Source organism: Synechococcus sp. R55.3 (assembly GCF_047461975.1).
Taxonomy (GTDB): Bacteria; Cyanobacteriota; Cyanobacteriia; order Thermostichales; family Thermostichaceae; genus Thermostichus.
Genome location: NZ_JANSIG010000046.1, coordinates 1 through 23,386, shown reverse-complemented (window position 1 = coordinate 23,386; position 23,386 = coordinate 1). Strand labels below are relative to the sequence as shown.

The 23,386-nt window shown below is 57.3% G+C and carries 17 protein-coding genes, 1 pseudogene and 1 CRISPR repeat array; of the genes and pseudogenes, 9 read left to right on the top strand and 9 right to left on the bottom strand.

What is annotated here, in order from left to right; all coding sequences use genetic code 11:
- Positions 1–4,158, top strand: a 4,158-nt coding sequence (locus NW849_RS08665) for a response regulator (protein ID WP_414357263.1), incomplete at its 5' end; no start/stop codon positions are given.
- A 182-nt stretch (positions 4,159–4,340) separates the two neighbouring features.
- Here the strand turns inward: NW849_RS08665 and NW849_RS08660 are convergent.
- The 4 genes from NW849_RS08660 to ruvA all read right to left on the bottom strand — a co-directional run bounded on the left by NW849_RS08660 (position 4,341) and on the right by ruvA (position 11,254).
- Positions 4,341–4,511 carry a chlorophyll a/b-binding protein gene (locus tag NW849_RS08660; protein ID WP_414331192.1) on the bottom strand — a complete coding sequence of 57 codons (171 nt, stop codon included), beginning with the start codon at positions 4,509–4,511 and terminating at the stop codon, positions 4,341–4,343.
- 62 nt (positions 4,512–4,573) lie between these two features.
- The gene (locus NW849_RS08655; protein WP_148202683.1) at positions 4,574–5,638 is read right to left on the bottom strand and encodes a spermidine/putrescine ABC transporter substrate-binding protein; all 1,065 of its coding nucleotides are present in this window, start codon (positions 5,636–5,638) and stop codon (positions 4,574–4,576) included.
- A gap of 359 nt (positions 5,639–5,997) precedes the next feature.
- A CRISPR array of direct repeats spans positions 5,998–9,959; the repeat unit is 36 nt; unit sequence GTTCCCCCTTCGGGGGGATCCCTAGAAATTGGAAAC.
- 75 nt (positions 9,960–10,034) lie between these two features.
- Positions 10,035–10,643 carry a nicotinate-nucleotide adenylyltransferase gene (gene nadD / locus NW849_RS08650; protein WP_414357261.1) on the bottom strand — a complete coding sequence of 203 codons (609 nt, stop codon included), beginning with the start codon at positions 10,641–10,643 and terminating at the stop codon, positions 10,035–10,037.
- Positions 10,640–11,254: a Holliday junction branch migration protein RuvA gene (gene ruvA / locus NW849_RS08645; RefSeq protein ID WP_414357260.1), complete on the bottom strand. Its 615-nt coding sequence runs from the start codon at positions 11,252–11,254 to the stop codon at positions 10,640–10,642. The genes nadD and ruvA overlap by 4 nt, the downstream gene beginning before the upstream one ends.
- Positions 11,255–11,448: 194 nt before the next feature.
- Here ruvA and NW849_RS08640 point away from each other — a divergent pair, with 194 nt between their 5' ends.
- The 3 genes from NW849_RS08640 to lspA all read left to right on the top strand — a co-directional run bounded on the left by NW849_RS08640 (position 11,449) and on the right by lspA (position 13,419).
- On the top strand, positions 11,449–12,252 hold the full coding sequence (locus tag NW849_RS08640) for an ABC transporter permease (RefSeq protein WP_414357258.1): 804 nt from the start codon (positions 11,449–11,451) through the stop codon (positions 12,250–12,252).
- 157 nt (positions 12,253–12,409) lie between these two features.
- Positions 12,410–12,634, top strand: coding sequence for a hypothetical protein (locus NW849_RS08635; RefSeq protein ID WP_414357256.1), 225 nt, complete (start codon positions 12,410–12,412; stop codon positions 12,632–12,634).
- 260 nt (positions 12,635–12,894) lie between these two features.
- Entirely contained in the window at positions 12,895–13,419 is a 525-nt protein-coding gene (gene lspA, locus NW849_RS08630; protein ID WP_414357254.1) for a signal peptidase II, read from the top strand.
- 89 nt (positions 13,420–13,508) lie between these two features.
- On the opposite strand, the gene NW849_RS08625 is transcribed toward lspA, so the two are convergent.
- Both NW849_RS08625 and NW849_RS08620 read right to left on the bottom strand, forming a co-directional pair.
- Entirely contained in the window at positions 13,509–14,609 is a 1,101-nt protein-coding gene (locus NW849_RS08625; protein ID WP_414357252.1) for a threonine aldolase family protein, read from the bottom strand.
- On the bottom strand, positions 14,596–15,642 hold the full coding sequence (locus tag NW849_RS08620) for a carotenoid biosynthesis protein (RefSeq protein ID WP_414357251.1): 1,047 nt from the start codon (positions 15,640–15,642) through the stop codon (positions 14,596–14,598). Before NW849_RS08620 ends, NW849_RS08625 begins: the two co-directional genes overlap by 14 nt.
- A 160-nt stretch (positions 15,643–15,802) precedes the next feature.
- Here NW849_RS08620 and NW849_RS08615 point away from each other — a divergent pair, with 160 nt between their 5' ends.
- A complete protein-coding gene (locus NW849_RS08615; protein ID WP_414357250.1) occupies positions 15,803–16,753 on the top strand; it encodes a M23 family metallopeptidase in 951 nt (316 codons plus the stop codon).
- A gap of 62 nt (positions 16,754–16,815) precedes the next feature.
- On the opposite strand, the gene NW849_RS08610 is transcribed toward NW849_RS08615, so the two are convergent.
- Both NW849_RS08610 and NW849_RS08605 read right to left on the bottom strand, forming a co-directional pair.
- Positions 16,816–17,481 carry a hypothetical protein gene (locus NW849_RS08610; protein WP_414332047.1) on the bottom strand — a complete coding sequence of 222 codons (666 nt, stop codon included), beginning with the start codon at positions 17,479–17,481 and terminating at the stop codon, positions 16,816–16,818.
- A gap of 259 nt (positions 17,482–17,740) precedes the next feature.
- A complete protein-coding gene (locus tag NW849_RS08605; protein WP_011432186.1) occupies positions 17,741–18,289 on the bottom strand; it encodes an NUDIX hydrolase in 549 nt (182 codons plus the stop codon).
- A gap of 140 nt (positions 18,290–18,429) precedes the next feature.
- Between NW849_RS08605 and trpE the strand changes: the two genes are divergently transcribed.
- The 4 genes from trpE to NW849_RS08585 all read left to right on the top strand — a co-directional run bounded on the left by trpE (position 18,430) and on the right by NW849_RS08585 (position 23,141).
- On the top strand, positions 18,430–19,950 hold the full coding sequence (gene trpE, locus NW849_RS08600; RefSeq protein ID WP_414357248.1) for an anthranilate synthase component I: 1,521 nt from the start codon (positions 18,430–18,432) through the stop codon (positions 19,948–19,950).
- A 3-nt stretch (positions 19,951–19,953) separates the two neighbouring features.
- Positions 19,954–20,784 (top strand): phytanoyl-CoA dioxygenase family protein, encoded by an 831-nt coding sequence (locus tag NW849_RS08595; RefSeq protein WP_414357246.1) that lies wholly within the window; start codon positions 19,954–19,956, stop codon positions 20,782–20,784.
- Between the two features lie 539 nt (positions 20,785–21,323).
- Entirely contained in the window at positions 21,324–22,484 is a 1,161-nt protein-coding gene (gene chlG, locus NW849_RS08590) for a chlorophyll synthase ChlG (protein ID WP_414357244.1), read from the top strand.
- Positions 22,485–22,679: 195 nt separating this feature from the next.
- Complete coding sequence (locus tag NW849_RS08585; protein ID WP_414357243.1) at positions 22,680–23,141, top strand: hypothetical protein; 462 nt, start codon at positions 22,680–22,682, stop codon at positions 23,139–23,141.
- Positions 23,142–23,197: 56 nt separating this feature from the next.
- Here NW849_RS08585 and NW849_RS08580 read toward each other — a convergent pair.
- Positions 23,198–23,386, bottom strand: a pseudogene (locus NW849_RS08580) (RNA-guided endonuclease TnpB family protein); the annotation flags it as partial.

Below are 23,386 nucleotides of genomic sequence, written 5' to 3'. Positions count from 1 at the left end.
CAACTGGAGCAATTACAAGCCCTGGCCCATCAGGTGGTGGCCCAACTGGAGCTGCGCCGTACTTTGAGGGAACTGGCCAAGACCCCCCTGCTGCCGGCCCAAAGGTCAAAGGAGGACAAGTCTGCCCGTAAGAGCGGACTTCTTTTCAAGGTTGGCGCTGGTTTTGGCCTGGCTGCCCTGATCTTGGCAGGGATCGCCTACTCCGCCCACCGCGCTGCTTCCCGTCTGCCCCAGATCAACAGGGAGGTAACCCAGCTTCTAGAAAAGCACGAGGTTCTAGAGAAGCTGCTAAGAGAAGTGCAGACCGCAGAAGTCCACAAGCGCAGCTATCTCCTTACAGGCAATGCGAGCTTCTTACGGAGCTATCAGACAAGCACCGATTCGCTGTTTGCTCTTCTGGATCAGCTACAGGAATTTGCGGCCTTGGATCCCGTGCAGCAAGAGCACCTGAGCCGGCTAGAGCTGCTGCTGGCGCCGTGGCTGAAACTCAACCATGATTTGATTGAGCTGAGGAAGCAAGGGGAGCTATCTGCGGTTCAAGAAGCGCTGCAAAGTCAGGAAGAGGAAAAATTGAGGCAGCGGATTGTCGACGTGGTAGCGTCGCTAGAAGAGGAAGATCACCGCCGGCTGCAGCAAAGTAGCGATCAGTTTCAGCTAGCCTGGAGCGGCACCAATGCCATCCTGCTAGCGGGTCTAACGTTTACCTGCTGCATCTTGGCTGCTGTTTACTCCCTCATTCGCCGAGAAAGTGCTGAGCGGGAAAAGGCAGAGCGATCCCTCAAGCAAGAGCGAGATTTTACCAACGCGGTTATCGATACGGCAGGGGCGCTGGTGGTGGTTCTGGATCCTGAGGGACACATTTTGCGCTTCAACCGCGCTGCCGAGCAGCTTTCTGGCTACTCGCTGGCAGAGGTCAAGGGCCGGCTGGTATGGGACTTAGGTTTGATCCCACCGGAAGATGTGCCTGGTGTGAAGCAAGCTTTTGAACAGCTCAAGGGCAACTATTCCCTCTTTTTGAATCGCCATGAGAATTTTTGGCGCACCAAGCAAGGGGCACTGCGGCTGATTGACTGGACCAATACCGCCTTAATCGGTGCCAACGGTGAGGCAGAGTTTCTCATGAGCACTGGCATCGACATCACCGACCGCAAGCTGGCGGAGCTGGCCTTGAAAGAAAGTGAAGAGCGCTACCGGGATCTCTTTGAAAATGCCACTGACCTCATCCAAAGCGTGGATGCTGAAGGGCACTTTTTATATGTCAACCGCGCTTGGAAAGAGACCTTGGGCTACGACGAAGCTCAGGTCTATCAAATGACCCTCTTCGACATTCTCCATCCCGACTGCCGGGAGCACTGCCAGGCTCTTTTCCAGAAGCTTCTAGCAGGGGAGAAACTGGAGAGGGTAGAGACAGCTTTCCTCACGGCCACTGGTGAAACTGTTTGGTTGGAGGGCAATGTCAACTGCCGCTTTGAAGATGGAGTGATGGTGGCTACGCGAGGCATCTTCCGCAACACTACTGAGCAGAAGAAAGCGGCAGAGGAATTGGAGCGGCAAAACCGCCGGGCTCAGTTGCTAGCCAATCTCAGCTTGAAGATCCGCGAATCTTTGGATATCGCCGAGATCCTAGAGACGACGGTAACAGAAATCCAAGCCCTGCTCAAAGCCGACCGAGTCTTGGTCTACCGCTTCCAGCCGGATGGTTCTGGGATCATCTCCAAAGAGAAAACTCAGCCGGGGATCCCCTCCTTGCTGGGAGAGGTGATCGAGGATCCCTGTTTTCAGGAAAAGTACGCCCAGCTCTACAGCCAGGGCCGCGTTCGCGTTGTTAGCGATGTGGAAAGTGAAGGACTGGAGCCTTGTTACCTAGAGCTGCTGCAAAAAATGCAGGTCAGGGCCAACTTGGTGGTGCCGCTGTTTTTGGAGCAGCAGTTGTGGGGGTTGTTGCTGGCCCACCAGTGCTCTGGCCCGCGTCAGTGGCAGCCGTTTGAGATGGAGCTGCTGTCGCAGTTGGCCAACCAAATTGGCATTGCCCTCACCCAGGCAGCCCTTTTGGAACGGGAGAGAAAGCGCAGCCTGGAGCTGGAGCAGGCCCGCAAAGCAGCTGAGCAGGCTGCACAGGCCAAAAGCAGCTTCTTAGCCACCATGAGCCACGAGATCCGCACCCCCATGAACGCGGTGTTGGGGATGACGGGCCTGCTGCTGGAGACCCCCCTCAATGCAGAACAGCGGGACTTTGTAGAGACCATCCGCGTCAGCGGCGATGCGCTGCTCACCCTCATCAACGACATCCTGGACTTCTCCAAATTGGAGGCCGGGGAAATGGAGCTGGAGATCCTGGATTTCGATCTCCGCTCGTGTCTGGAAGAGGTGGCGGATCTGTTTGCCCCCACTGCCCACGCCAAGGGATTGGAGCTGGCGGTGCTCATGCCACCGGAAGTGCCGCGCTACCTGCGGGGAGATGCCTCGCGACTACGGCAAATCCTCAACAATTTGGTAAGCAACGCCATTAAGTTCACCCACCGAGGAGAGGTGGTGATCCAAGCAGAGGTGCTGCAAGAAACCGCTACCCATGTCCACCTCAAGCTCTCGGTGAGAGATACCGGAATCGGGATCCCGGCGGCGGCGCAGAGCAAGCTGTTTCAACCGTTTAGCCAGGTGGATGCCTCTACTACCCGCAAATACGGAGGTACGGGACTGGGCTTGGCCATCTGCAAACAACTGACAGAACTGATGGGGGGAACCATCTCGTTGCAAAGCCAGGAGGGACAGGGCAGCACCTTCAGCGTCGAGCTGACTCTGGAGCGGCAGCCCTATGCCCAGCAGCTTGCCCAGCCTTCTGCTCGTGTCCCGGTGGATTTGCAGGGCAAGCGACTGTTGGTGGTGGACGACAATGCCACCAATCGCAAGATCCTGCGCTGCCAGGCCACGGCTTGGGGAATGGTGGTGGAAGAGGCCGAAAATGCCTATCAGGCTATGGACAAACTGCGCCAAGCCGTTCGGGAAGGCAGACCCTTCTCCCTGGCCGTTTTGGATATGCAAATGCCAGAGGTGGATGGGGAGACCTTGGGCCGCTGGATCAAGGCAGATCCGCAACTGGCCGAGACGCAACTGGTGATGATGACCTCCCTGGGACTGGGGGAGCACTCCCGCCGCGCTGCCGAAATCGGCTTTGCCGCCTACTTGGTTAAGCCGGTAAAACAAAGCCGCCTTCAGGAGGCGTTGGCCATGGCCCTGGGGAAATCTTCTGGCCTCTCCACCTCTCTTTTGGGCATTGGCCCCCCTCTCTCTCAGACGACGCCTATGGCCGACCGACCCCAGCAGTCCCTGCGCATTTTGCTGGCAGAGGATAACCCCGTCAACCAAAAGGTGGCTTTGCGCCAGCTCGAGAGTTTGGGCTACAAGGCCGATGTGGTGGCCAACGGTCAGGAGGTGTTGGATCTCCTGCAGAAGGTCAGCTACGACCTCATTCTTATGGATTGTCAGATGCCGGTGATGGATGGCTACGAGGCCACCCGCCGCCTACGCCAACAGGAACGGAGATCCGGCCACCGCACAGTGGTGATTGCCATCACGGCCAACGCCATGCAGGAGGATAGGGAGCGCTGCCTGCAGGCAGGTATGGACGACTATCTCAGCAAGCCGGTGCTGAAGGAAGATTTGCAAAGGTTGCTCAACCACTGGAGCCAGGTGATTGCCCAGTCTGCAGGGGGATCCTCCAACCAAGCCGCTTCTGAAGCAGCCTCTCCAGCTTCCCCCGCCGAGAGCCGGGATCCCTCTTCTCCCACCCAGCCCTACCCCATCGACTCTGCCTACCTGGATCAGGTTTCCGGCGGGGATCGGGGGTTTCAGCGGGAGCTGCTGCAGGTGTTCATCCAAGATTGTGAAGACCAGCTGCCGCAACTGCGCCAAGCCATTGCCGGTTACGACGCAGAAAGAATGCGGCGGATCGCCCACCGCCTCAAAGGAGCCAGCTCCAACGTGGGAGCCAACGCTTTTTGCCAAGTGGTTCGCGAGCTGGAACACTTAGGAGTGGCGCTGGCCCAGCAGGGATCCCAAGGCGGTCATGACCTAGAATGGGCACGCGCTCTCCAGGCCCCAGAAGACCTAGAACGCATCTTGGCTGATATCCGCCAGTACTTGCGAGATCTGGAAGGATAGATTCCAAAGGCTCGGCGCCGCTTCCGCGGCCACCCCCTCTCCCAGAGAGAGGGGAGTTAGGAAGCAATGCAGCAGAAATTTTCATGCCTGTTGCATTCGGAAGCAATGCAAAAGCCTGGCCGCAGCCAGGCCTGTAAAGATCTACAGCAAAGATCTACAGCGGTGTCTTGGGTCTACTGGGATTACATCAGGCCAATTTGAGAGAGGATCCCTTGGCCGGTCAGCAACTCGGTCGCAACGCCAATCACAAAGCCCAGCATTGCCAAACGGCCATTCCACTTTTCGGCGAAGGTAGTGAAGCCGAACTTAGCTTCTTGGTTCTCCATGGTTTTAGCTCCATCAACGGGTGACATCTTTAATGTGGCTCAGATATTAAAAAGTGTCAAGTTTTGTGTCGAGAGCTAACAAGGGATCCCTAGCTGCTTTTCACGGTTGTCCAGAGGGCGTCGATGAGGCGCAGCTCTTCCCCTGACAGCACTTTAAGGTAGGTGAGTTTGGCAAGGGCCTCTTCGTCAGGGTAGATGGCCGGGTTTTGCCGATCTTCTGGGTTGATCATGGGCAGAGCTGCAGCGTTGGGGGTGGCGAAGCGGTTGTGGTTGCTCAGTTGAGCGCCGACTTCAGCATCCAGGATGAAATTGATGAAGCGATTGGCCAGCTCGGGGTTGGGGGCCTGGGCGGGAATGGCCATTACATCCAGCCAAATGTGGGCACCCTCGCGGGGGACAAAATAGCCGATGTTGGGGTTTTCTTCGGCAGCTTGCAGGGCATCGCCGCTGTAGACGATGGCTACATTGGCCGTTCCAGAAACCAGTTGGTTTTTGCCCCCCACGCCCCCAATTAGGCCGGCACTGCGGCGCTTGGTGTCGATCAAAAGCTGCTGGATCTGCTGCAGTTCGGAGCGAACGGTGGTGTTCATATCGAAGCCCAGGTAAACGGCAGCAGCGCCGATCATGGATCGCATCTCATCGATCATCACAAAGGGGCCATACTGCTGCTGCGGGTCGAAAATCAATCCCCAAGAGCGTTCAAAGTTTTCGGGCAGGCGGTCTTTGCGGTAGCCAATGCCGGTGGTGCCCCACTGATAGGCGGCGGTGTAGGTGTTTTCTGGATCAAAGGGCAGGCCGACAAATTTTTCGCCCAGGTTGCTTAGGTTGGGGATCAATTCTTTGTTGAGAGGCTGCAGCAGTCCCAGCTCCAACATGTTGGGCACAATGTAGTCGGTGGGAACAACAATGTCGTACTGGCTGGTGCCTCCCCCCCGCAGTTTGGCCACCATGTCTTCGTTGGATTCGTACACGCTGACCAGCACGCGGCTATTGGTGGCTTTTTCAAAGGCGGTGAGGATGTCGGGATCGATGTATTCTGACCAGATGTAGAGGTTGAGAGTCTGCCTCTGGGCAGAGGTAACATGGGGCCAAAACAAAACCAGGACAAGCACACAGCAGAGTAGGGTTGTAGCCGAGGCAATCCACTTTTTCATGAGATTTCTCCGACTGTGAAAAGTTGAAAACATCGTATCTGCTTTCATCCCCCAGCCGGCTACACCCGCGGCTAGGGGGCACGCCTTGGGCAATCGCCAAGCCCCGCAAACTCCGGTTGAGGCTCGGGTACTCACCCTTGTTTCCAAGACAACACCCAAACGGTATCAACGCCTCCGCGAGCGATCCGCCAAAAGCCGCAAAGGCCGATTCTTTCGTCGGATCCCTCGATGCCTTGCGCCACAAGGCTTTCCAGCCCCAAAACCCCCTCGCCGCAGCTCTTTTTGCCGACTTTTTTCCGGATCCCTCGCAAATGGGTCTTGCATTCCTTGCCCTGCTTGGGTTTAATAGGGGTGGTGTTGTTCCCCCTTCGGGGGGATCCCTAGAAATTGGAAACGTTTAACACTTCTGGTTTATACTTAAGAAACTCTCGTTCCCCCTTCGGGGGGATCCCTAGAAATTGGAAACGTGATATCAACACCGAGACGTTCTGCGATATTTACAAGAGGTTCCCCCTTCGGGGGGATCCCTAGAAATTGGAAACGGCTTCCTGGGCCCACTCTTGCGCACGCTGGCGCTTCTGGAGTTCCCCCTTCGGGGGGATCCCTAGAAATTGGAAACTTCGAAGATCATGCACTCATGGAGACAATCAGCCATTGTTCCCCCTTCGGGGGGATCCCTAGAAATTGGAAACTTCCATACATTTGGAGGCCCACTCATAGAGATCTTTTGCCTCTGTTCCCCCTTCGGGGGGATCCCTAGAAATTGGAAACTAATATCACTGAGTACTCTATTCAGTATCAGTTATGCCAAGAAGTTCCCCCTTCGGGGGGATCCCTAGAAATTGGAAACGCGGTGGTCTAGGTTGGGATGCTACCTCCTTCAACTTGGATGTTCCCCCTTCGGGGGGATCCCTAGAAATTGGAAACAACCCAACGCTGTCTTTGGGCACACCAGTACATTGAACGACCGTTCCCCCTTCGGGGGGATCCCTAGAAATTGGAAACACACCTCCCCACTTGGGTCGGTGTATACAGCTCGGTGCTTGTTCCCCCTTCGGGGGGATCCCTAGAAATTGGAAACGCACGACTCTTTGGAGTCGCGAAGAAGTAGAGTTCATGTTCCCCCTTCGGGGGGATCCCTAGAAATTGGAAACTGGCGCATATACAAGCGCTTGCTCCCATAAATGTAGCGGGTTCCCCCTTCGGGGGGATCCCTAGAAATTGGAAACGAAAATCTCTGGGCGCTAAGTAAAGTTTCTTGTCCTTTACGTTCCCCCTTCGGGGGGATCCCTAGAAATTGGAAACATGAGGAATGGCCACAATGTAGTCACCATTGACCGCGGAGTTCCCCCTTCGGGGGGATCCCTAGAAATTGGAAACGGTAGTTGTTAATCTGAACCAGTACCCGCTCTTTATGCTGTTCCCCCTTCGGGGGGATCCCTAGAAATTGGAAACCTTCTGGTGGTTCCAATACATTGTTTTCCCGGCAATTTGTTCCCCCTTCGGGGGGATCCCTAGAAATTGGAAACGTGAAGTATTCGCGCACAAGTAGTGATGTACGAGTAGCGCTGCAGTTCCCCCTTCGGGGGGATCCCTAGAAATTGGAAACAACGGGCTATAATCAATTGGTGCACACGACCTGAGCAGGTCGTGTTCCCCCTTCGGGGGGATCCCTAGAAATTGGAAACGATGACTTCACAGTCTGCGGTGGAGGTCTAACCCAGGACCGTTCCCCCTTCGGGGGGATCCCTAGAAATTGGAAACCGTACAACTTCGGTAAACCTGTTTACGAACCACCCAAGTTGGTGTTCCCCCTTCGGGGGGATCCCTAGAAATTGGAAACTCCACATACGTCTATTTGGTATACGTCGTATTCGGGGCTGGTTCCCCCTTCGGGGGGATCCCTAGAAATTGGAAACAGAAAGAGAGTTAGTTCATGCTATTCCTCCCGCTGAGCCAGATGTTCCCCCTTCGGGGGGATCCCTAGAAATTGGAAACAATTTAGCTTCCATGATTATCCTCCTATAGGCAGGTGGTTCCCCCTTCGGGGGGATCCCTAGAAATTGGAAACTTGACAGAACACGATCAGTGGATTGAGGACAACTTAAAGACGTTCCCCCTTCGGGGGGATCCCTAGAAATTGGAAACGTTTGTGAACGCTTCTGTGGCTACTGGCTAGTAGTCGAGTTCCCCCTTCGGGGGGATCCCTAGAAATTGGAAACTGTAGGTGGGGTCGTATACGTAGGTCCAGATGTTAGGGTTCCCCCTTCGGGGGGATCCCTAGAAATTGGAAACTTCGTTGAATGAACTGTTTGGTGAATGGGTTATAGATAGTTCCCCCTTCGGGGGGATCCCTAGAAATTGGAAACTTCAAAAAATGGCTGTTATGGCTGTTTGGGAAGAGGTTCCCCCTTCGGGGGGATCCCTAGAAATTGGAAACATCAGTCGTATCGACTTCAACAAGGTCTACAACTTTTCTAAGTTCCCCCTTCGGGGGGATCCCTAGAAATTGGAAACTTCAAAAAATGGCTGTTATGGCTGTTTGGGAAGAGGTTCCCCCTTCGGGGGGATCCCTAGAAATTGGAAACATCAGTCGTATCGACTTCAACAAGGTCTACAACTTTTCTAAGTTCCCCCTTCGGGGGGATCCCTAGAAATTGGAAACCAGAGCCCCAAATCTGGGAGTTACCCAGAATTATTCAGTTGTAAGTTCCCCCTTCGGGGGGATCCCTAGAAATTGGAAACCGAAGAAAAGGGCAAGAGCGCTTGCCCTGCAGATTTATTGTTCCCCCTTCGGGGGGATCCCTAGAAATTGGAAACTAGGTAGAGACGCCGGCTACCATGCTGGTAGGACTGCACGTTCCCCCTTCGGGGGGATCCCTAGAAATTGGAAACAGGGGCTTTCCGCCTCGATCTCGATGTTCTGGGGCGAACACGTTCCCCCTTCGGGGGGATCCCTAGAAATTGGAAACTTAAAAATACTCGTTCTCACTCTGTTAAATTATTAATGTTCCCCCTTCGGGGGGATCCCTAGAAATTGGAAACTTTAGTCACTTTCTCGTATGCCCGCTCGAGATCTTGTTGTTCCCCCTTCGGGGGGATCCCTAGAAATTGGAAACGTGGTTTGGAAAGAAAAGTTTAGGTCATGCTATTCTTCCTGTTCCCCCTTCGGGGGGATCCCTAGAAATTGGAAACACGTTGGAGTGCGGCTTCAGCCTGCGCCCGTTGCTGCCGAGTTCCCCCTTCGGGGGGATCCCTAGAAATTGGAAACTCTCTATAACGTAGAAGGTTTCGTCCTGGACTATGAGTGTTCCCCCTTCGGGGGGATCCCTAGAAATTGGAAACCTGGCTCGGCGATTTGTCTTTTGCCTTGGCGGTAATTGTTCCCCCTTCGGGGGGATCCCTAGAAATTGGAAACGGTCTAGATGGGTTACACGACCCGTTCTCAGGCAAATTGTTCCCCCTTCGGGGGGATCCCTAGAAATTGGAAACCTCCTGGGTGTGTTGGGGAGGGGCTAGTTACTCGAGGTCAGTTCCCCCTTCGGGGGGATCCCTAGAAATTGGAAACGGCTCGCAGAGCCTCCAGGACAAAATCGAGGAACTGGTGTTCCCCCTTCGGGGGGATCCCTAGAAATTGGAAACTCTGAATACTCAGATTAGACACTAACCGCAACATTGGCAGTTCCCCCTTCGGGGGGATCCCTAGAAATTGGAAACTCGGACTCTAGTCTTCAACAAAGGCTGCCAATACGGCAGCCGTTCCCCCTTCGGGGGGATCCCTAGAAATTGGAAACCGTGGTCACAGTGGTGGTAAACCACTGCGTAGTACTGCTCGAGTTCCCCCTTCGGGGGGATCCCTAGAAATTGGAAATTTTTATCAGGTCTATGAATACATCTACGACCTCGACTTTAAAGCTCCGCTTCGGGGGGATCCCTAGAAATTGGAAATTTTTATCCCTGTAAAGGGAGGCTAACCATGATCACAGTTCCCCCTTCGGGGGGATCCCTAGAAATTGGAAATCGATTTGGCTAGAGTTGAGCTGGATCTTATTGATAGTGTTCCCCCTTCGGGGGGATCCCTAGAAATTGGAAACAGGGTGCTTTAGGTTTTTAACCTATTTCATCTCAATTAGTTCCCCCTTCGGGGGGATCCCTAGAAATTGGAAACCAGCCTTCACTTAGCCAAGAGTTAGCTAGTCGGATGTTCCCCCTTCGGGGGGATCCCTAGAAATTGGAAACCACACGTACACCTAGCCGCGCTCTTCTCTAGGCGGCGTTCGTAGACGTTCCCCCTTCGGGGGGATCCCTAGAAATTGGAAACGTCTCAAGACTCAGGTTCACGACGCTTCTCCTTTTTCTGGTTCCCCCTTCGGGGGGATCCGCCCCCTTTTTTCCTTTAGGGCTGCAGATAGAGGCGGTGCTGACGGATATAGTGCTCCACAGCAGGGGGCACCAGGTAGCGGATAGACCCTCCCTTTTGGATTTGCTGCCTTAGGTAAGTGGAAGAGAGCGTCAGGGTAGGGGCTTCCAGGATTTGGGCTTGGATGGGCAACTTTTCGGCTACCGCCTGCAGCACCTGGGCGGCATCGCCGGCATCCACCCGTGGGGCAACAATCCAATGGCAGAGGCGGGCCAGTTCTTCCGCTTGATACCACTGGGGCAGGTCCCGCAGAGCATCCACGCCGATGATCCAGTACCACTGGGTATTGGGTTGCTCCTGGATGAGGGTGCGCAGTGTCTCGATGGTGTAGGAGCGCCCCGAACGGCGGATCTCCAGCTCTGAGCAGGCGAAGCGCTCGTGGTCGGCAATGGCCAGCTTGACCATCGCCAAGCGGTCGGCTTTGCTGGCGCCAGGGGCCAGAGGCTTGTGGGGGGGATCCCCGGCGGGCATCCACAGCACCTGATCCAGGTCAAACTGCCAAAGAGCTTGTTCTGCCATGATCAAGTGGCCATGGTGCACAGGGTTGAAGGTTCCGCCCAGAATGGCAATGCGGCGGTGCTTCATGGCTGCTGGCTCAGGTAGGTGATGGCATCCCGCAGCCAGTCTTCCGTTGGGCGGGGGTGAGTGGGCAGAGCTTGCAAGGCAGCTTGAATTTCCTGAGTGCTGTAGCCCAGGGCCAGTAAGGCCATTTCCACCTCTTCTCGGATGGGCATGGGCGGCCCCCCGGCCAAGGGTTGATCCGCAACTCCCACCCCCTGTCGCCAGTGGGCCAGCTTGGTTTTCAGCTCCAGGGCCAGCCGTTGGGCCGTTTTATGGCCTACCCCCGGCGTGAGGGAGAGCAGGCGCACGTTTTCGGTCACCACCGCCTGCACCAGCTCCGGCAGGCTGAAGGTATTCAGCAGGGCCAAGCCCAAAGCCGGCCCCACCCCCGAGACTTTGATGAGTTCCACAAACAAGTCCCGCTCAGCTGGCGAGCCAAACCCGTACAACACCAGCTCAGTCTCTCGCACCACCAAATGGGTGAACACCCGGACGGGCTCCCCCACTGCAGGCAGTTGCTTGAGAAAACGTCCTGGGGCCTTGACGCGATAGCCGATCCCCTGCACCTCAACGGTGAGGCTGCTGCGCTCTCCCCATTCGATGGCCACAAGGTGGCCGCTTAAAAACGCGATCATGCTGCGAGTTTAATCTGGGTTTGGGATGCTCTGCTCGACTGGAGCTCCAAAGTCGGCCAAGCAATCTAAAGTCCTTGCCAAAGGCTGCTTCCCTACAAGGCTATTTCACAGACCATTTCTCTACCTGTAGATTTCACAGACCATTTCTCTACCTGTAGACTGTTCCCCATCCAGCTCTGTATTCTCCCTCATCCATGCCGATTCGCCCTTTTCCCATCGGCCAATGGCTTTGGATCCTGTTCTCGCTGGGGGTGCTGCTCTTTCTCCATCTTCCTCTGCTGGTGATCGTCCTTTATGCCTTCAGCCCCGATGAGGCGACCTTGCGCTTCCCTTTGCCGGGGCTGACCTGGCGCTGGTTTGCCGTGGCTTGGGGGCGGGCCGATATTTGGCGGGCCTTGTTTTTGTCTTTGCGGGTGGCTTTGCTGGCTACCGGAGTGGCAGTGGTGCTGGGATCCCTGGCGGCAGCAGCAGTCTATCGCAGCCGATTTTTTGGCCGCGAGACGATCTCGTTTTTGGTGTTGCTGCCCATCGCCTTGCCAGGTATTGTCTCCGGGATTGCCTTGCGCTCGGCGATCCATTTGCTGGGTATCCCCTTCAGCTTTTGGACAATTGTTATCGGCCATGCCACCTTTTGTCTGGTGGTGGTGTACAACAACGTGCTGGCCCGGTTTCGCCGCATGGGACGCTCTCAACTGGAGGCTTCTGCCGACTTGGGGGCCAATCCTCTGCAAACCTTTCGGTACATCCTTCTGCCCGAACTGGCCTCGGCCCTATTGGCGGGATCCCTGCTGGCGTTTGCCCTGTCTTTCGATGAGATTATCGTCACCACCTTCACCGCCGGCCAGCAGCAAACCTTGCCGATTTGGGTGTTTAGCCAGCTCACCAAGCCTCGGCAGCGCCCGGTGATCAGCGTGGTGGCTCTGGGGGTGATTGGCCTGACGGTGCTCCCCATTTGGCTGATCCATCACTTGACCCAAGAGAAAACCACGACTCGCTGATGGCTCTTTCCAACCTCAGGCAAGGTTTGCGGCTTAGAAGGATCCCCAAGCATTGGCCGGAGTCGCTGTAACAGCAAAGAAACGCTGGCCCTGGTTGATCGCAGAGCCCTTGTGAGAAAATGTAACAAGCATTTCATTTGTGAAAATTGAGGTATCTATGGCTGTCACTCGTGCCGGACGCGCCCCTCTCGTGCGGGGCAGCAGCGAGGGAAATCCTGCCAAGTTCATGGAAATGGCCAGCTCTTTGCTCAGCACCCGCACCCGCCAAGGCAGCGGCAAAAAGGTTCAGGATCGCTCTTCCTACGGCAAAGCGGGCAACCCGCAAGAGTTCATGCAGATGGCCAGCGAATTGCGCCGCTCCCTGGAGCAGCAGGGGCGGTAGCCAATCCTGTCCACCCCCAGGGGATCCCCGTCCAGTTGCCTAAGCTGGACGGTTTTCTTGCTGCTCCTCTCAAGCCAGAGGCGGCCAATCGCTTCTGAGGCCACTCACCGGTGTTGGATCCCGTTACAGGCCCAACTTCGAGTCCAGAGCTCCGCCCTTGAGCTTCTGGGCAATGAGCCGGCAGAAGAGCAGCATGTCAGGATGGGAAAAGTGCTCATCGGGGCGCTCTTGCCGGTGGACGTGATTGAGGCCAAGACGACATGAAAAACAAAGGCTTTTGGCTGGCCGGGATCCTGGGGGTGATCTTGGATCAGGCGACCAAGCACTGGGCAGTGGAACGGCTGCTGCCGGGGCCAGAGATTGAGCTGTGGCCAGGGGTGTTTCACCTCACCTACGTGGAGAATACCGGCGCTGCTTGGAGCCTGTTTGAAGATTCGGCAGAGCTCTTGAAGTGGATCTCGCTGGGGGTGGCGCTGGCGTTGGCGCTGCTGGCCATTCGCGGCGGGATCCTGGGCCGATGGGAACAGGCCGGCTATGGCTTGGTGTGGGCAGGAGCCGTGGGGAACGGCATCGACCGCTTCGTCAACGGCTATGTGGTGGATTTTTTCAATTGGGTCTGGATCCGCTTTCCGGTGTTCAACGTGGCCGATGTGGCCATCAACCTTGGGGTGGCCTGCCTGCTGATCGGTTTGCTACAGGACAACTCGAAGAAAACGGGATCGACTTCCGCCTCGCCCTGCCTGGAGAAAAAGCCCGGTCGCGACAGCACCCACTTTAAGGATTGACCAGCCGATGAACAGCCTTCAGGGATCCCTTGGGATGCTCAGGCCTTTGGCCAGGGGGATCCCTGGTCAGCTTGAAGGACTCCGTCCGCCTATTGCAAACGGCTGGCTTGCTGAGCCACCTGGCAGAAGCGCTCGACATCTGCGGGCAAAGTGTTAAAAGCCGTCACCAGGCGGATTAAGTGGTGACCTTCCCCCAGCCAGCGGTAAAACCGAAACCCCGCTCCCTCTAGGGCCTGGAGAACCGGCTCCGGCAGCTCGATAAAAACCTCATTGGCCTCGGTAGGATACACCAACTTGGCTCCCGGCAGGGATCCCAGTCCCTGCGCCAACCGTTGGGCCATCGCGTTGGCATGGCGGGCATTGCGCAGCCACACCCCATCCTGGAGATAGGCCTGCAATTGGGCAGACAAAAAGCGCATCTTCGAGAGCAGATGGCCACTGCGCTTGCGGCGAAACTCAAAATCGCCCACCTGATTTGGATGAAAAAACACCACCGCTTCCGCAGCCCAGGCTCCATTTTTGGTGGCCCCAAAGGACAGCACATCCACCCCCGCTTTCCAGGTCATCTCGGCAGGGGTGCAGCCCAAACCAACCAGGGCATTGGCAAAGCGGGCCCCATCCATATGCACCTTAAGGCCAAAGTGATGGGCCAAATCCGCCAAGGATCTGAGCTGCTCCAAGGAGTAGAGGGTGCCAGCCTCGGTGGCTTGGGTCAGGCTGAGGCAGGCAGGTTGTACGTGATGAACCACCCCAAACCCCGCCCGCTCCAGGGCCGTTTTTAAGTTGCCCCAGTCGATACGGCCTTGTTCCCCTGGGATCCCCACCAACTTGGCCCCACCTGTAAACAGCTCTGGCGCTCCACATTCGTCCAGATTGATGTGGGCCTCGGGATGGCAATAAATCGCCCCGTAGGGTGGGGTGAGCACCGAAAGGGCCAGGGCATTGGCAGCAGATCCTGTTGCCACCGGAAACACTGCCACTTCATGCTCGAAGATCTCGGCAAACAGCCTTTGCACCTGCGCTGTGCATTCGTCCCCTCCATAGGGCATGGCGGATCCCCGGTTGAGGGCCAACAGGGCTTCCATCACCTCAGGACAGGCGCCTGTGACATTGTCGCTGCAAAAGTTCATGGCCTGGACAACTGGGGGATCTCGCCGAGGAAAGGTTAGGGCCAGTTTATTTCGCGCCAACCCAACCGGGATCCTCCAAAGTATCCCAGGCTTGACCTGCCTCTCCCTCGACCGCTTGCAATGGCGGGATGGAGTCCTGTTCAGGATGGGAAGGCGGCACAGGCTGGTCGCGATAGGGGGATGGAGTCTCTGCACTCCACCACAGCCCCAAAGCGGGCCCCAACCCCAACAACAGGCCCAACCCCGCCGGCGCAACAATGCCGGATCCCAGGCTCATCAACAGGGCAAAAGCAAAATTAGCTACATAGAGCACCAGCGGCCCCACCAACTGGCGGCGGTCAAGGATGGGTTGATCCTCCCCCCACAGCAGATTGGCCACCGTCATGAAGGCAGCCCCAGTCAGCATCCAACCCCCGAAGTTTTGCAGCGGCATACCGAAGAAGGGCCCCGGCTGAAACCACGTCCAAAACGGGATCAAGCCGCGGGTCATGGCCGGATCCAGCACGAAGTCCCAAGCGGTGAGCAGCAGGGCCCCCAACATGATGGCCTCGAAGTGGATCAACCAGTGGCGCTGGGTTTGCAGAGCCACACGCGCCAACAAATAGGACGACAACCCCACATAAAACCAAGACAGAGGGATGGTAAAAGGCACCAACCCGGCAATCTTATAGCCCAGCCCACTCAGGTAGCCATAGTTGCCAAAGGGGATCCCGGTGCTGGTGCCCAACAGCTCACTGCCCAAGGAAATGCCCACCGCCGGGATCAAAAACATCAACAGGCGCCGCATCCCCAACAGCCGGGATCCCATCAGAGCTGCCGCCAGCGCACCGAACACCATGTAGGCCACGCCGCCATTGCCCATGCTCAAGGAGAAAGCTTGAATGCCAATGGGGGGCAAACTGGCCACCCACTCAGGATGGGGTACAACCCAGAGCAACCCTGCCAACCCAAAAAGCAAAGACAGAATGTGCAAACCCAGAGCTAAGGCCTCCAGCCGCTGCCAAATCGAGCCAGACAGGGGCAGAACACTTCGCCCAACAGAAGACTGGAAAGGCAGGCTGACGAGAACACCAGAGGACGAGAACCAACGCATGAGAAACTCCCGAAGAGTGGTTAAGCGAAGCCGCTCTGTCTCCTTGCAACCCATACGGCGGCTGAGGGAAAAAGCGGATGGCCCCAAGAGAGAGCCCGAAGCCAAGAATGAACCCGCTTGCTTGCAGGCCGGCCTACTTGGGATGGCCCTCTGGGCAGGGATGTCACCACCGCTAACGGTGACACTGCTGATATTTTGCTGTCTATTGTATCAATTCGTAAACATCTCGCCCGTTTTTCCTCAGGTCTCCTCCCCGTCTTCGCCGCAGGGATCCCGGGTGGGGGTGTACGCCCAGTTGGCTCGTGCTGTGGAGCGCCAGGACTGGCTTCAGGCCCTGCAGCTGGTGGATCTGTTGCAGCAGCACACGGAAGATCCCGCCCAGCGTCAGGATCTGGAAGACTATCGGCTGGAGCTGGAAAAATATCGTTCTGCTTATGGGGATCCGCCGCCGCCCCAGTGGCCGTTTTTGCACAAGCCCTTTGTTGGGGAATTTCCTGTCACCAACCTCTTCGACCATGACTTGCCTTTGGGGGAGAGGGATGGCAACGGACGGTTTGTGAGTGGGCAAGGCCAGGTTTGGATCCCCGACCCGCTGCACCCCTGTGGCAAAAGCGATGGCCATGCCGGTTATGACTGGGAGATGCCGGTGGGCACCCCGATCCTGGCCGCTGCCGCCGGTCGGGTCACCGTGGCCCGTGAGGAGCCGGAGTTTTTTTGCCCCGGCTTGGGCCGACCGGTCAGGGGGTTGCGGGTGCGCCTTCTGCACGAGCCAGAATTCTCCGATGGGGAGAGAGCAGAGAGAAGAACCCTTCCCCGCTGGGAAACCCTCTACGCCCACCTCAGCCAAGTTGGGGTGCAGGAGGGGCAAGTGGTGGCCGCAGGAGCAGTCATCGGCCTATCGGGAGACAGCGGCTGTGCCAGCGGGCCCCATCTCCATTTCGAGGTGCGTCGCTTCGACAACACCAACTCCGGCCAACCAGCTGCCGTCGATCCCTATGGGTGGTTTGGGTCTGGCCTGGATCCCTGGAGCATTCATCCCCTTGGGGCCGAAAGCCTGTTCCTTTGGCAGGTGGGACAAGCCCCCAGCTTGGGAGCTTGCTGGCAAGGGTAGCGATAGCCATGACGGACATCCGCTCCGCGCGAGACCTCGCTGACAGACAGACGCGCAGCAGATTACAGATCTCGGCGGACAAAGCCATCTCCCTCCCATTGGTAGAGGGTAGCCCTCAAATCACGGCTGGCACCTGGCGGGCTTGAGATGACCAGGATCCCTTGCGGGCTGACCCGCAGGCTGGCATTGCTCAGATCCGTCACGCTCAGCAGTGGCACAAGTCCCTCAGGCCGGTGTTCCAAGACCAAGACAGAGCGCAGCAGGCTGATGCCCCCTCGCTCGGTGAGGAGCACCAACTTGGGCTGTGGGCTGGAGGTAATGTCCGTGCGCAGGTGAGCCTCCACCAACCGTCCTGGGATCGGCTCAGCCGTGTGGAGCAGACGAAAGCTATACCCCCCCTGATGCTCGAAGCTGAGAACGCGCACCACCGGCTCTACGGTGGGCTGCCGCTGAATCTGAAACACAGCCACCACATCCTGGCGAGATGGAGAGGTTAGGCTGGCCGGGAACAGGCGCAGGTTTTCACCGCGATTGCCGCGAATGAAATCCCACCAAATGGATTGATTGAATAAAGCCACAACCCCACCTCGAGCAGCGCCGCCCTCAGAAGGAACCGGCAGCAGCGGAAGCACAGGCTGGGGATAGGCAGGAACAGCAGCAACCGGTAGAGTGGCAGCCAAGGCCGCTCCCCAGGCTATTCGACCACAGGAACACAACAGCTTCCGCATATTTCCTCACTCCTCGCCCCTAAAATTCTAAAGGACTCCAAGGTTCTCCCAGTCAACCAAACAGCCGGGATACAGGGATCCCTTTTATGTCGAACGCAACCTCGATCTCACCTTGATCTCGCCTGGCAATGGGCTACCAAGTTAGGGTGAAAAGCCTGGAGCTTCCTCTGTAGCCAACAAAGTCGGCTTGGAACGACGCCCCGCCAATTTGAAAGGGATCCCCCAGGAGCAAGGGGCAGCCCCCCCCCGACGGAGGGCTCTATTTTTCGGCAGCCAAAAACAATTGGGCCCGCCAAAAGCAGGCAATGGACTTGCTGTCTAAATCCATTCCCAAACGGGCCATTTCTGTAAGCTCAGAAGCAGAAAACTCCACTACGGTAATATCTTCATCCTCATCCTTATCGGGAGGGGAATCCAGCACTTCCAGCTCCCGCGCCAAATAGGCATACATAATCTCGCTGGAATAGCCGGGGCACAAATAAAATTGGCCAAGGGGATCCCAGCGATGGGCACGCAGGCCCGTTTCTTCTTCCAGCTCGCGGCGAATGGTGTCATCGGGATGCTCCCCTGGCTCGACTGTGCCTGCCGGGAATTCGTAAAGATAGGAAGCGACCGCAAAGCGATATTGACGAATGCAGACGAACTTGCCTGCTGCAGTGACGGGCACGGCCACCACCCCCCCGGGATGGATGAGGTACTCCCGCTCTCCCTCTTTGCCGTTGGGAAAACGCAAACGCTGGCTGACGAAGGTGTATTTATGGCCTTGATAGCGCAGGCGCTCGCGAATCACCTGAGATGGGTTTTGCATGGCAAGGGATCCCGAGAGTAGAGCCGCTCTCAGCTTAATGGTTTTCGGCGCTGTTGCAACCGGGCAATCCAGAGGGATCCACACGCCCTTGGGATCCCGTGTCTGGGGTAGAGTCAGGAAAAGCACAAAAGTTGCAGGCCATGATTTACCCTCCCTTGAAGGAGTTTCTTGCCCTCACCAAGCAGGGCAACTTTATCCCGGTGTACCAGGAATGGGTGGCGGATTTGGAAACGCCGGTTTCTGCCTGGTATCGGGTTTGTGCTGGCCAGCCCTACAACTTTCTCCTGGAGTCGGTGGAGGGGGGGGAGCAGGTAGCCCGCTACAGCTTCCTGGGCTGCGACCCCCTGTGGGTATTGGAAATACGGGGAGATCAAGCCCTACAGCGCTACCGCGATGGCCGACAGGAGCACCACCAAGGGGATCCCTTTGCCATCTTGGCCCGCTGCTTGCAGCCTTATGAGCCGGTGCATTTGCCGGAATTGCCCAGCAGCATCGGCGGCCTGTTTGGCTACTGGGGCTACGAGCTGATTCGCTGGATTGAGCCCAAGGTGCCCATCCACCCCCTGCAGCCGGGGGATCCCCCTGATGCCGTTTTGATGCAGGTGGACAGCATCCTGCTCTTTGACCAGGTGAAGCGCAAGATCTGGGTGGTGGCCTTCGCCGATACCCGTCACCACGCTGCCGAGGAAGCCTATGCCCAAGCCTGCCGGCGGGTGGAAAAGCTGATGCAGCAGCTCAGCGCTCCTCTTTCCCTGGCCCATCTGCACCTCAACTGGAAGCCCCACCTGTCGGAAAGGACTCCGTCCCGCTGGCGCGAACAAATCCCCCCCAGCACCCTGAGCCGCCCGGCCTACTGCCAAGCGGTGGAACGGGCTAAGGACTACATCCGCGCCGGAGATATCTTCCAGGTGGTGCTCTCGCAGCGGTTTACCATCTCCTTTGCCGGGGATCCCTTTTGCCTCTACCGCTCGTTGCGGCTGATTAACCCTTCCCCTTATATGGCGTTTTTGCAGTTTGGGGATCTCTGCCTCATCGGCTCCAGCCCAGAGGTGATGGTCAAACTCAGCCGGGTGGGAGAAGACCGCATCGCCACCGTGCGCCCCATTGCCGGCACCCGCCCCCGTGGCACCACCCCTCAGGAAGACCGGCAGTTAGAGCAAGAGCTGTTGGCAGATCCGAAAGAACGGGCCGAACATGTGATGTTGGTGGATCTGGCCCGCAACGACCTGGGACGGGTCTGCCAACTGGGATCTGTGCAGGTGGATGACCTGATGCAGATCGAGCGCTACAGCCATGTGATGCACATCGTCAGCAACGTGGTGGGGCGGCTGGATCCCCAGTACAGCGCCTGGGATCTGCTGCGGGCCACCTTCCCTGCCGGCACTGTTACCGGCGCCCCCAAAATCCGCGCCATGCAGATTATTCATGAGCTGGAAGGATGCCGCCGCGGGCCCTATGCCGGCGCCTATGGCTACTACGACTTTTCTGGCCAACTGAACACCGCCATCACCATCCGCACCCTGCTGGTTCATCAGGGCCAGGTGAGCTTGCAGGCAGGGGCAGGTATTGTAGCCGACTCGGATCCGGAGCGGGAATATCAAGAATGTCTGAACAAAGCGCGGGGCATGTTAATGGCTGTGGCCAGTTTGCAGGAGACCTAGCCGATGTTGGCCCAGTTGCGCTTCAGCCCTGCGGTTCGCGTCAGCGGGACGGAGTCCTTACAGGAGCTCCAGCAGCCGGATCCAGAGACCGTAGAGCAGGCTTTTGAACTGTTTTCCACAGAGGGCTATCTGGTGTTGCCGGAGATCTTTCCCCCCGAGCTCATCGACAAGTTGCACAGCAGCTTTCTGGCCACCTACAGCCACTACTGCACCCACGAAAACCACGCCGATGCCCTGTTAGTGGGCAATAGACGGGTGATGGTAACGGTTCGCCTGGAGGGCCCCTTCAACGATCCCCTCCTCTATGCCCATCCTTTGATCTTGCCCATCCTGAAGCGGATTTTGGGGCCAGAGTTAATCTTGAGCGGGCTGGGGGCGGTGGTCTCTCTGCCGGGATCCGCCGATCAACAAGTTCACCGGGATCTGTCTCATCTGTTTGGCGACGAGACCTTGGATGCGATCATTCCTTGCTATGCCCTGAATTTGCTTATTCCTCTGGTGGAGGTCAACGAAGAGAACGGCATGACCCGTCTCTGGCCCGGCAGCCATGCGGTCTTCGATGCCCACTATACCGAGCTCGCCCAGCAGATGCCCTTTGTCGATCCGCCCCTGGCCAAGGGATCCTGCCTCCTGTTTGACTACCGCCTGATTCACCTGGGTCGGGCCAATCGCTCCCCTGCCCCCCGTCCCCTTCTCTACAACACCTACAGCCGCGCTTGGTTTCGGGATCCTGTCAACTACACTCGGCAACCTCCCCTGGTGATCCCGGCCCAAGAGAAAGAGCGGATCCCAGCCGAGCATCAGCGCCTATTCGTGACGGCACAGATTGTGTAGACGGCCCGGAACTGCGAGCTGACCGAAAACTCGGCGGCTCAGGCCCCGGCATTTATGCCTAGGGATAAGCTACCGTCTCCTGATAGGATGTGAGTATCGCTCCACCCATTTATAGAAAGGTGCAGTGCTGAAGGTGAAGTAGAAGTATCTGGGGTGTTTCCACATCCCAGTAGCTGGTGCGTTCGCCTTGGCGGCGCGAAGCGCTTTGGCGTCCCCCACGGTGCTGCGGTATAAGCCACATGCTCGGTGTAGCTCAGTCAGTGGGAGTTGTTTTGCTGGCTGAGAACGGATCCTCTGGCTTTAGCCGTGGGGAGAACGTCAACCTCTCCTCTTGTTTGAGGAATCCGGTCAGCTAGACCGCCGAGAAGCGACGCCCTCTATGTATCAGCATGAGGGTCAGGATGAAAGGCGGAAACCCTTGCTATGGTAAACACAGAGCGGTGGGGCATCCCGTTCTTAAAGCTCAGGAAATGTCCTTAACAGGAGTCACTGAGAAGCTCGTACTCTATGCATCAGCATGAGTGCGGGAGTATGTCACGATGTCTCTGAATGGGGGTGGTTATCCCCGTTATCGCAGTTGGATTGCGCACCTCACCATGAGCGAAAAGATCCCCCAAGATCCCTCCTTGCCGGAAGTGGCGGCTGAGATGGCCTTTGCTGCGGAGCCCAGCATAGCAGAAGGAGCTGCTTCAGAAGAAGCCGCCCCAGACTCGGATCCCGGCAAGGGATCCCCTGGCACCGGCGGGTCGAATGCGCAGCGTGTCCGTCAACTGCTGGGCATGAAAGGAGCAGAGGTGGAGTCTCGCTCCATTTGGCAGTTGCACTTGCAACTGATGAAGCCTGTCACCTGGATCCCTTTGGTGTGGGGTCTGATTCCGGGGGCGGCATCTTCCGGTCACTTCACCTGGACTTGGGAGAATGTGGCTCTCATTTTGGTGGGCATGATTCTGGCGGGCCCCCTGATGACGGGCTATACCCAAACGGTGAACGAATACTACGACCGCGAGATCGACGCCATCAACGAGCCCTACCGCCCGATCCCTTCGGGGGCCATCTCTCTGCAGCGGGTGGTTATCCAAATCTGGGTGCTGCTGATCTTGGGGTTGGGCTTGGCCTACGCTCTGGACTGGTACACGGGCCATGACTTCCCGGTGATCACCTGCATTGCCTTGGCGGGAGCCCTCATTGCCTACATTTACTCGGCGCCCCCCCTGAAGCTCAAGCGCAACGGCTGGCTGGGCAACTATGCCCTTGGTGCCAGCTACATCGCCCTGCCCTGGTGGACAGGCCACGCCTTGTTCGGCGAGCTAAACTGGACGGTCTGCATCCTGACGCTGATCTACAGCTTGGCCGGGCTGGGGATTGCCGTGGTCAACGATTTCAAAAGCGTCGAGGGGGATAGGCAGTTTGGCTTGGCCTCTTTGCCGGTGATGTTTGGGGCGATGGGGGCCGCTTGGATCTCGGTGCTGATGATCGACCTATTTCAGTTCGGCATGGCCTCATTTTTGCTGGGGGCGGGCCTAAAACTTTACGCGGCCCTTTTGGTGCTGCTGATCATCCCGCAAATAACCTTCCAAGATATGTACCTGCTGCGGGATCCTTTGAACAACGATGTGAAATACCAAGCCAGCGCGCAGCCCTTTTTGGTGTTGGGCATGTTGGTGGTCGGGCTGGCGTTGGGCCGCTCGGGGCTGTGGTAGTCGAGCCGACGGCAAAGTGCCCATCTTGGCAACAGAGGTGACGGCTTCCGCCCTGGGTTCGGCCCGACATCTGGGCCAAGATCAAGTCAAGATCAAGTCAAGATCAAGTTAAGTTGAGCCAGGGATCCATCCCCTGCAAGGATCGTTGGCGGATCCCTGGAAGCTGTCATGGCCCTTGGCAAAAGGAGATGTCCGATGAACCCGCTTTTCCCCTTCAAACTCGGCCTGAGCCTGGTTTTGCTCTTGGGCCCGTTGGCCATCTCTCCCGCCCAAGCACAGCGGATCGTCATCGACGGGCGGGGGATCGTGGTAGAACCCAGCACAGGTGGCTCGGTGATCCTCAATCCCGACCAGCCGGTCTTTTCTCCAATCTTGCCCTCTGCAGTTCCTTTTTCCATCGATGAAGAAGGCAAGATCGTCTCTGCCCCTGGCTACCGCTGCAGTGCGGCTACTGCTGCCGACAACTCCCCCATCATCTGTCGCTCCCAGTTCAACCGCAACGACGTGGTGGTGTATGAGCGGGACGGCCAATCCAACACCTTCCTTGTGAACATCGACAACACGGTGACCCGGCCCTCCGGCAGTGGGCTGCGGATTGTGCCCAACCCTGAACCGGCGACTCCCTCGGGTAGCGGCCTGCGCATCATCCTAGACTGAGGGCAGGGATCCCTTCACCTCTTGTCCAGTTGCAACCGCAGCATTTGCTGATACATTTACGCTGAACACTGCTGACCATTACTGCTCAACGGTGAAGCGATAGCATTCTGTCCGTTTCCGTTGTCGCTACGCGACGCTAACGCGACCGCGTCAGCGGGACGGAGTCCAAACAGAAAGGCGGTATCCCGCAAAGCTCTGAGCATAACACCCAGAGCGCCTTGCCAATCTCGTGGTAGCCTATGGTT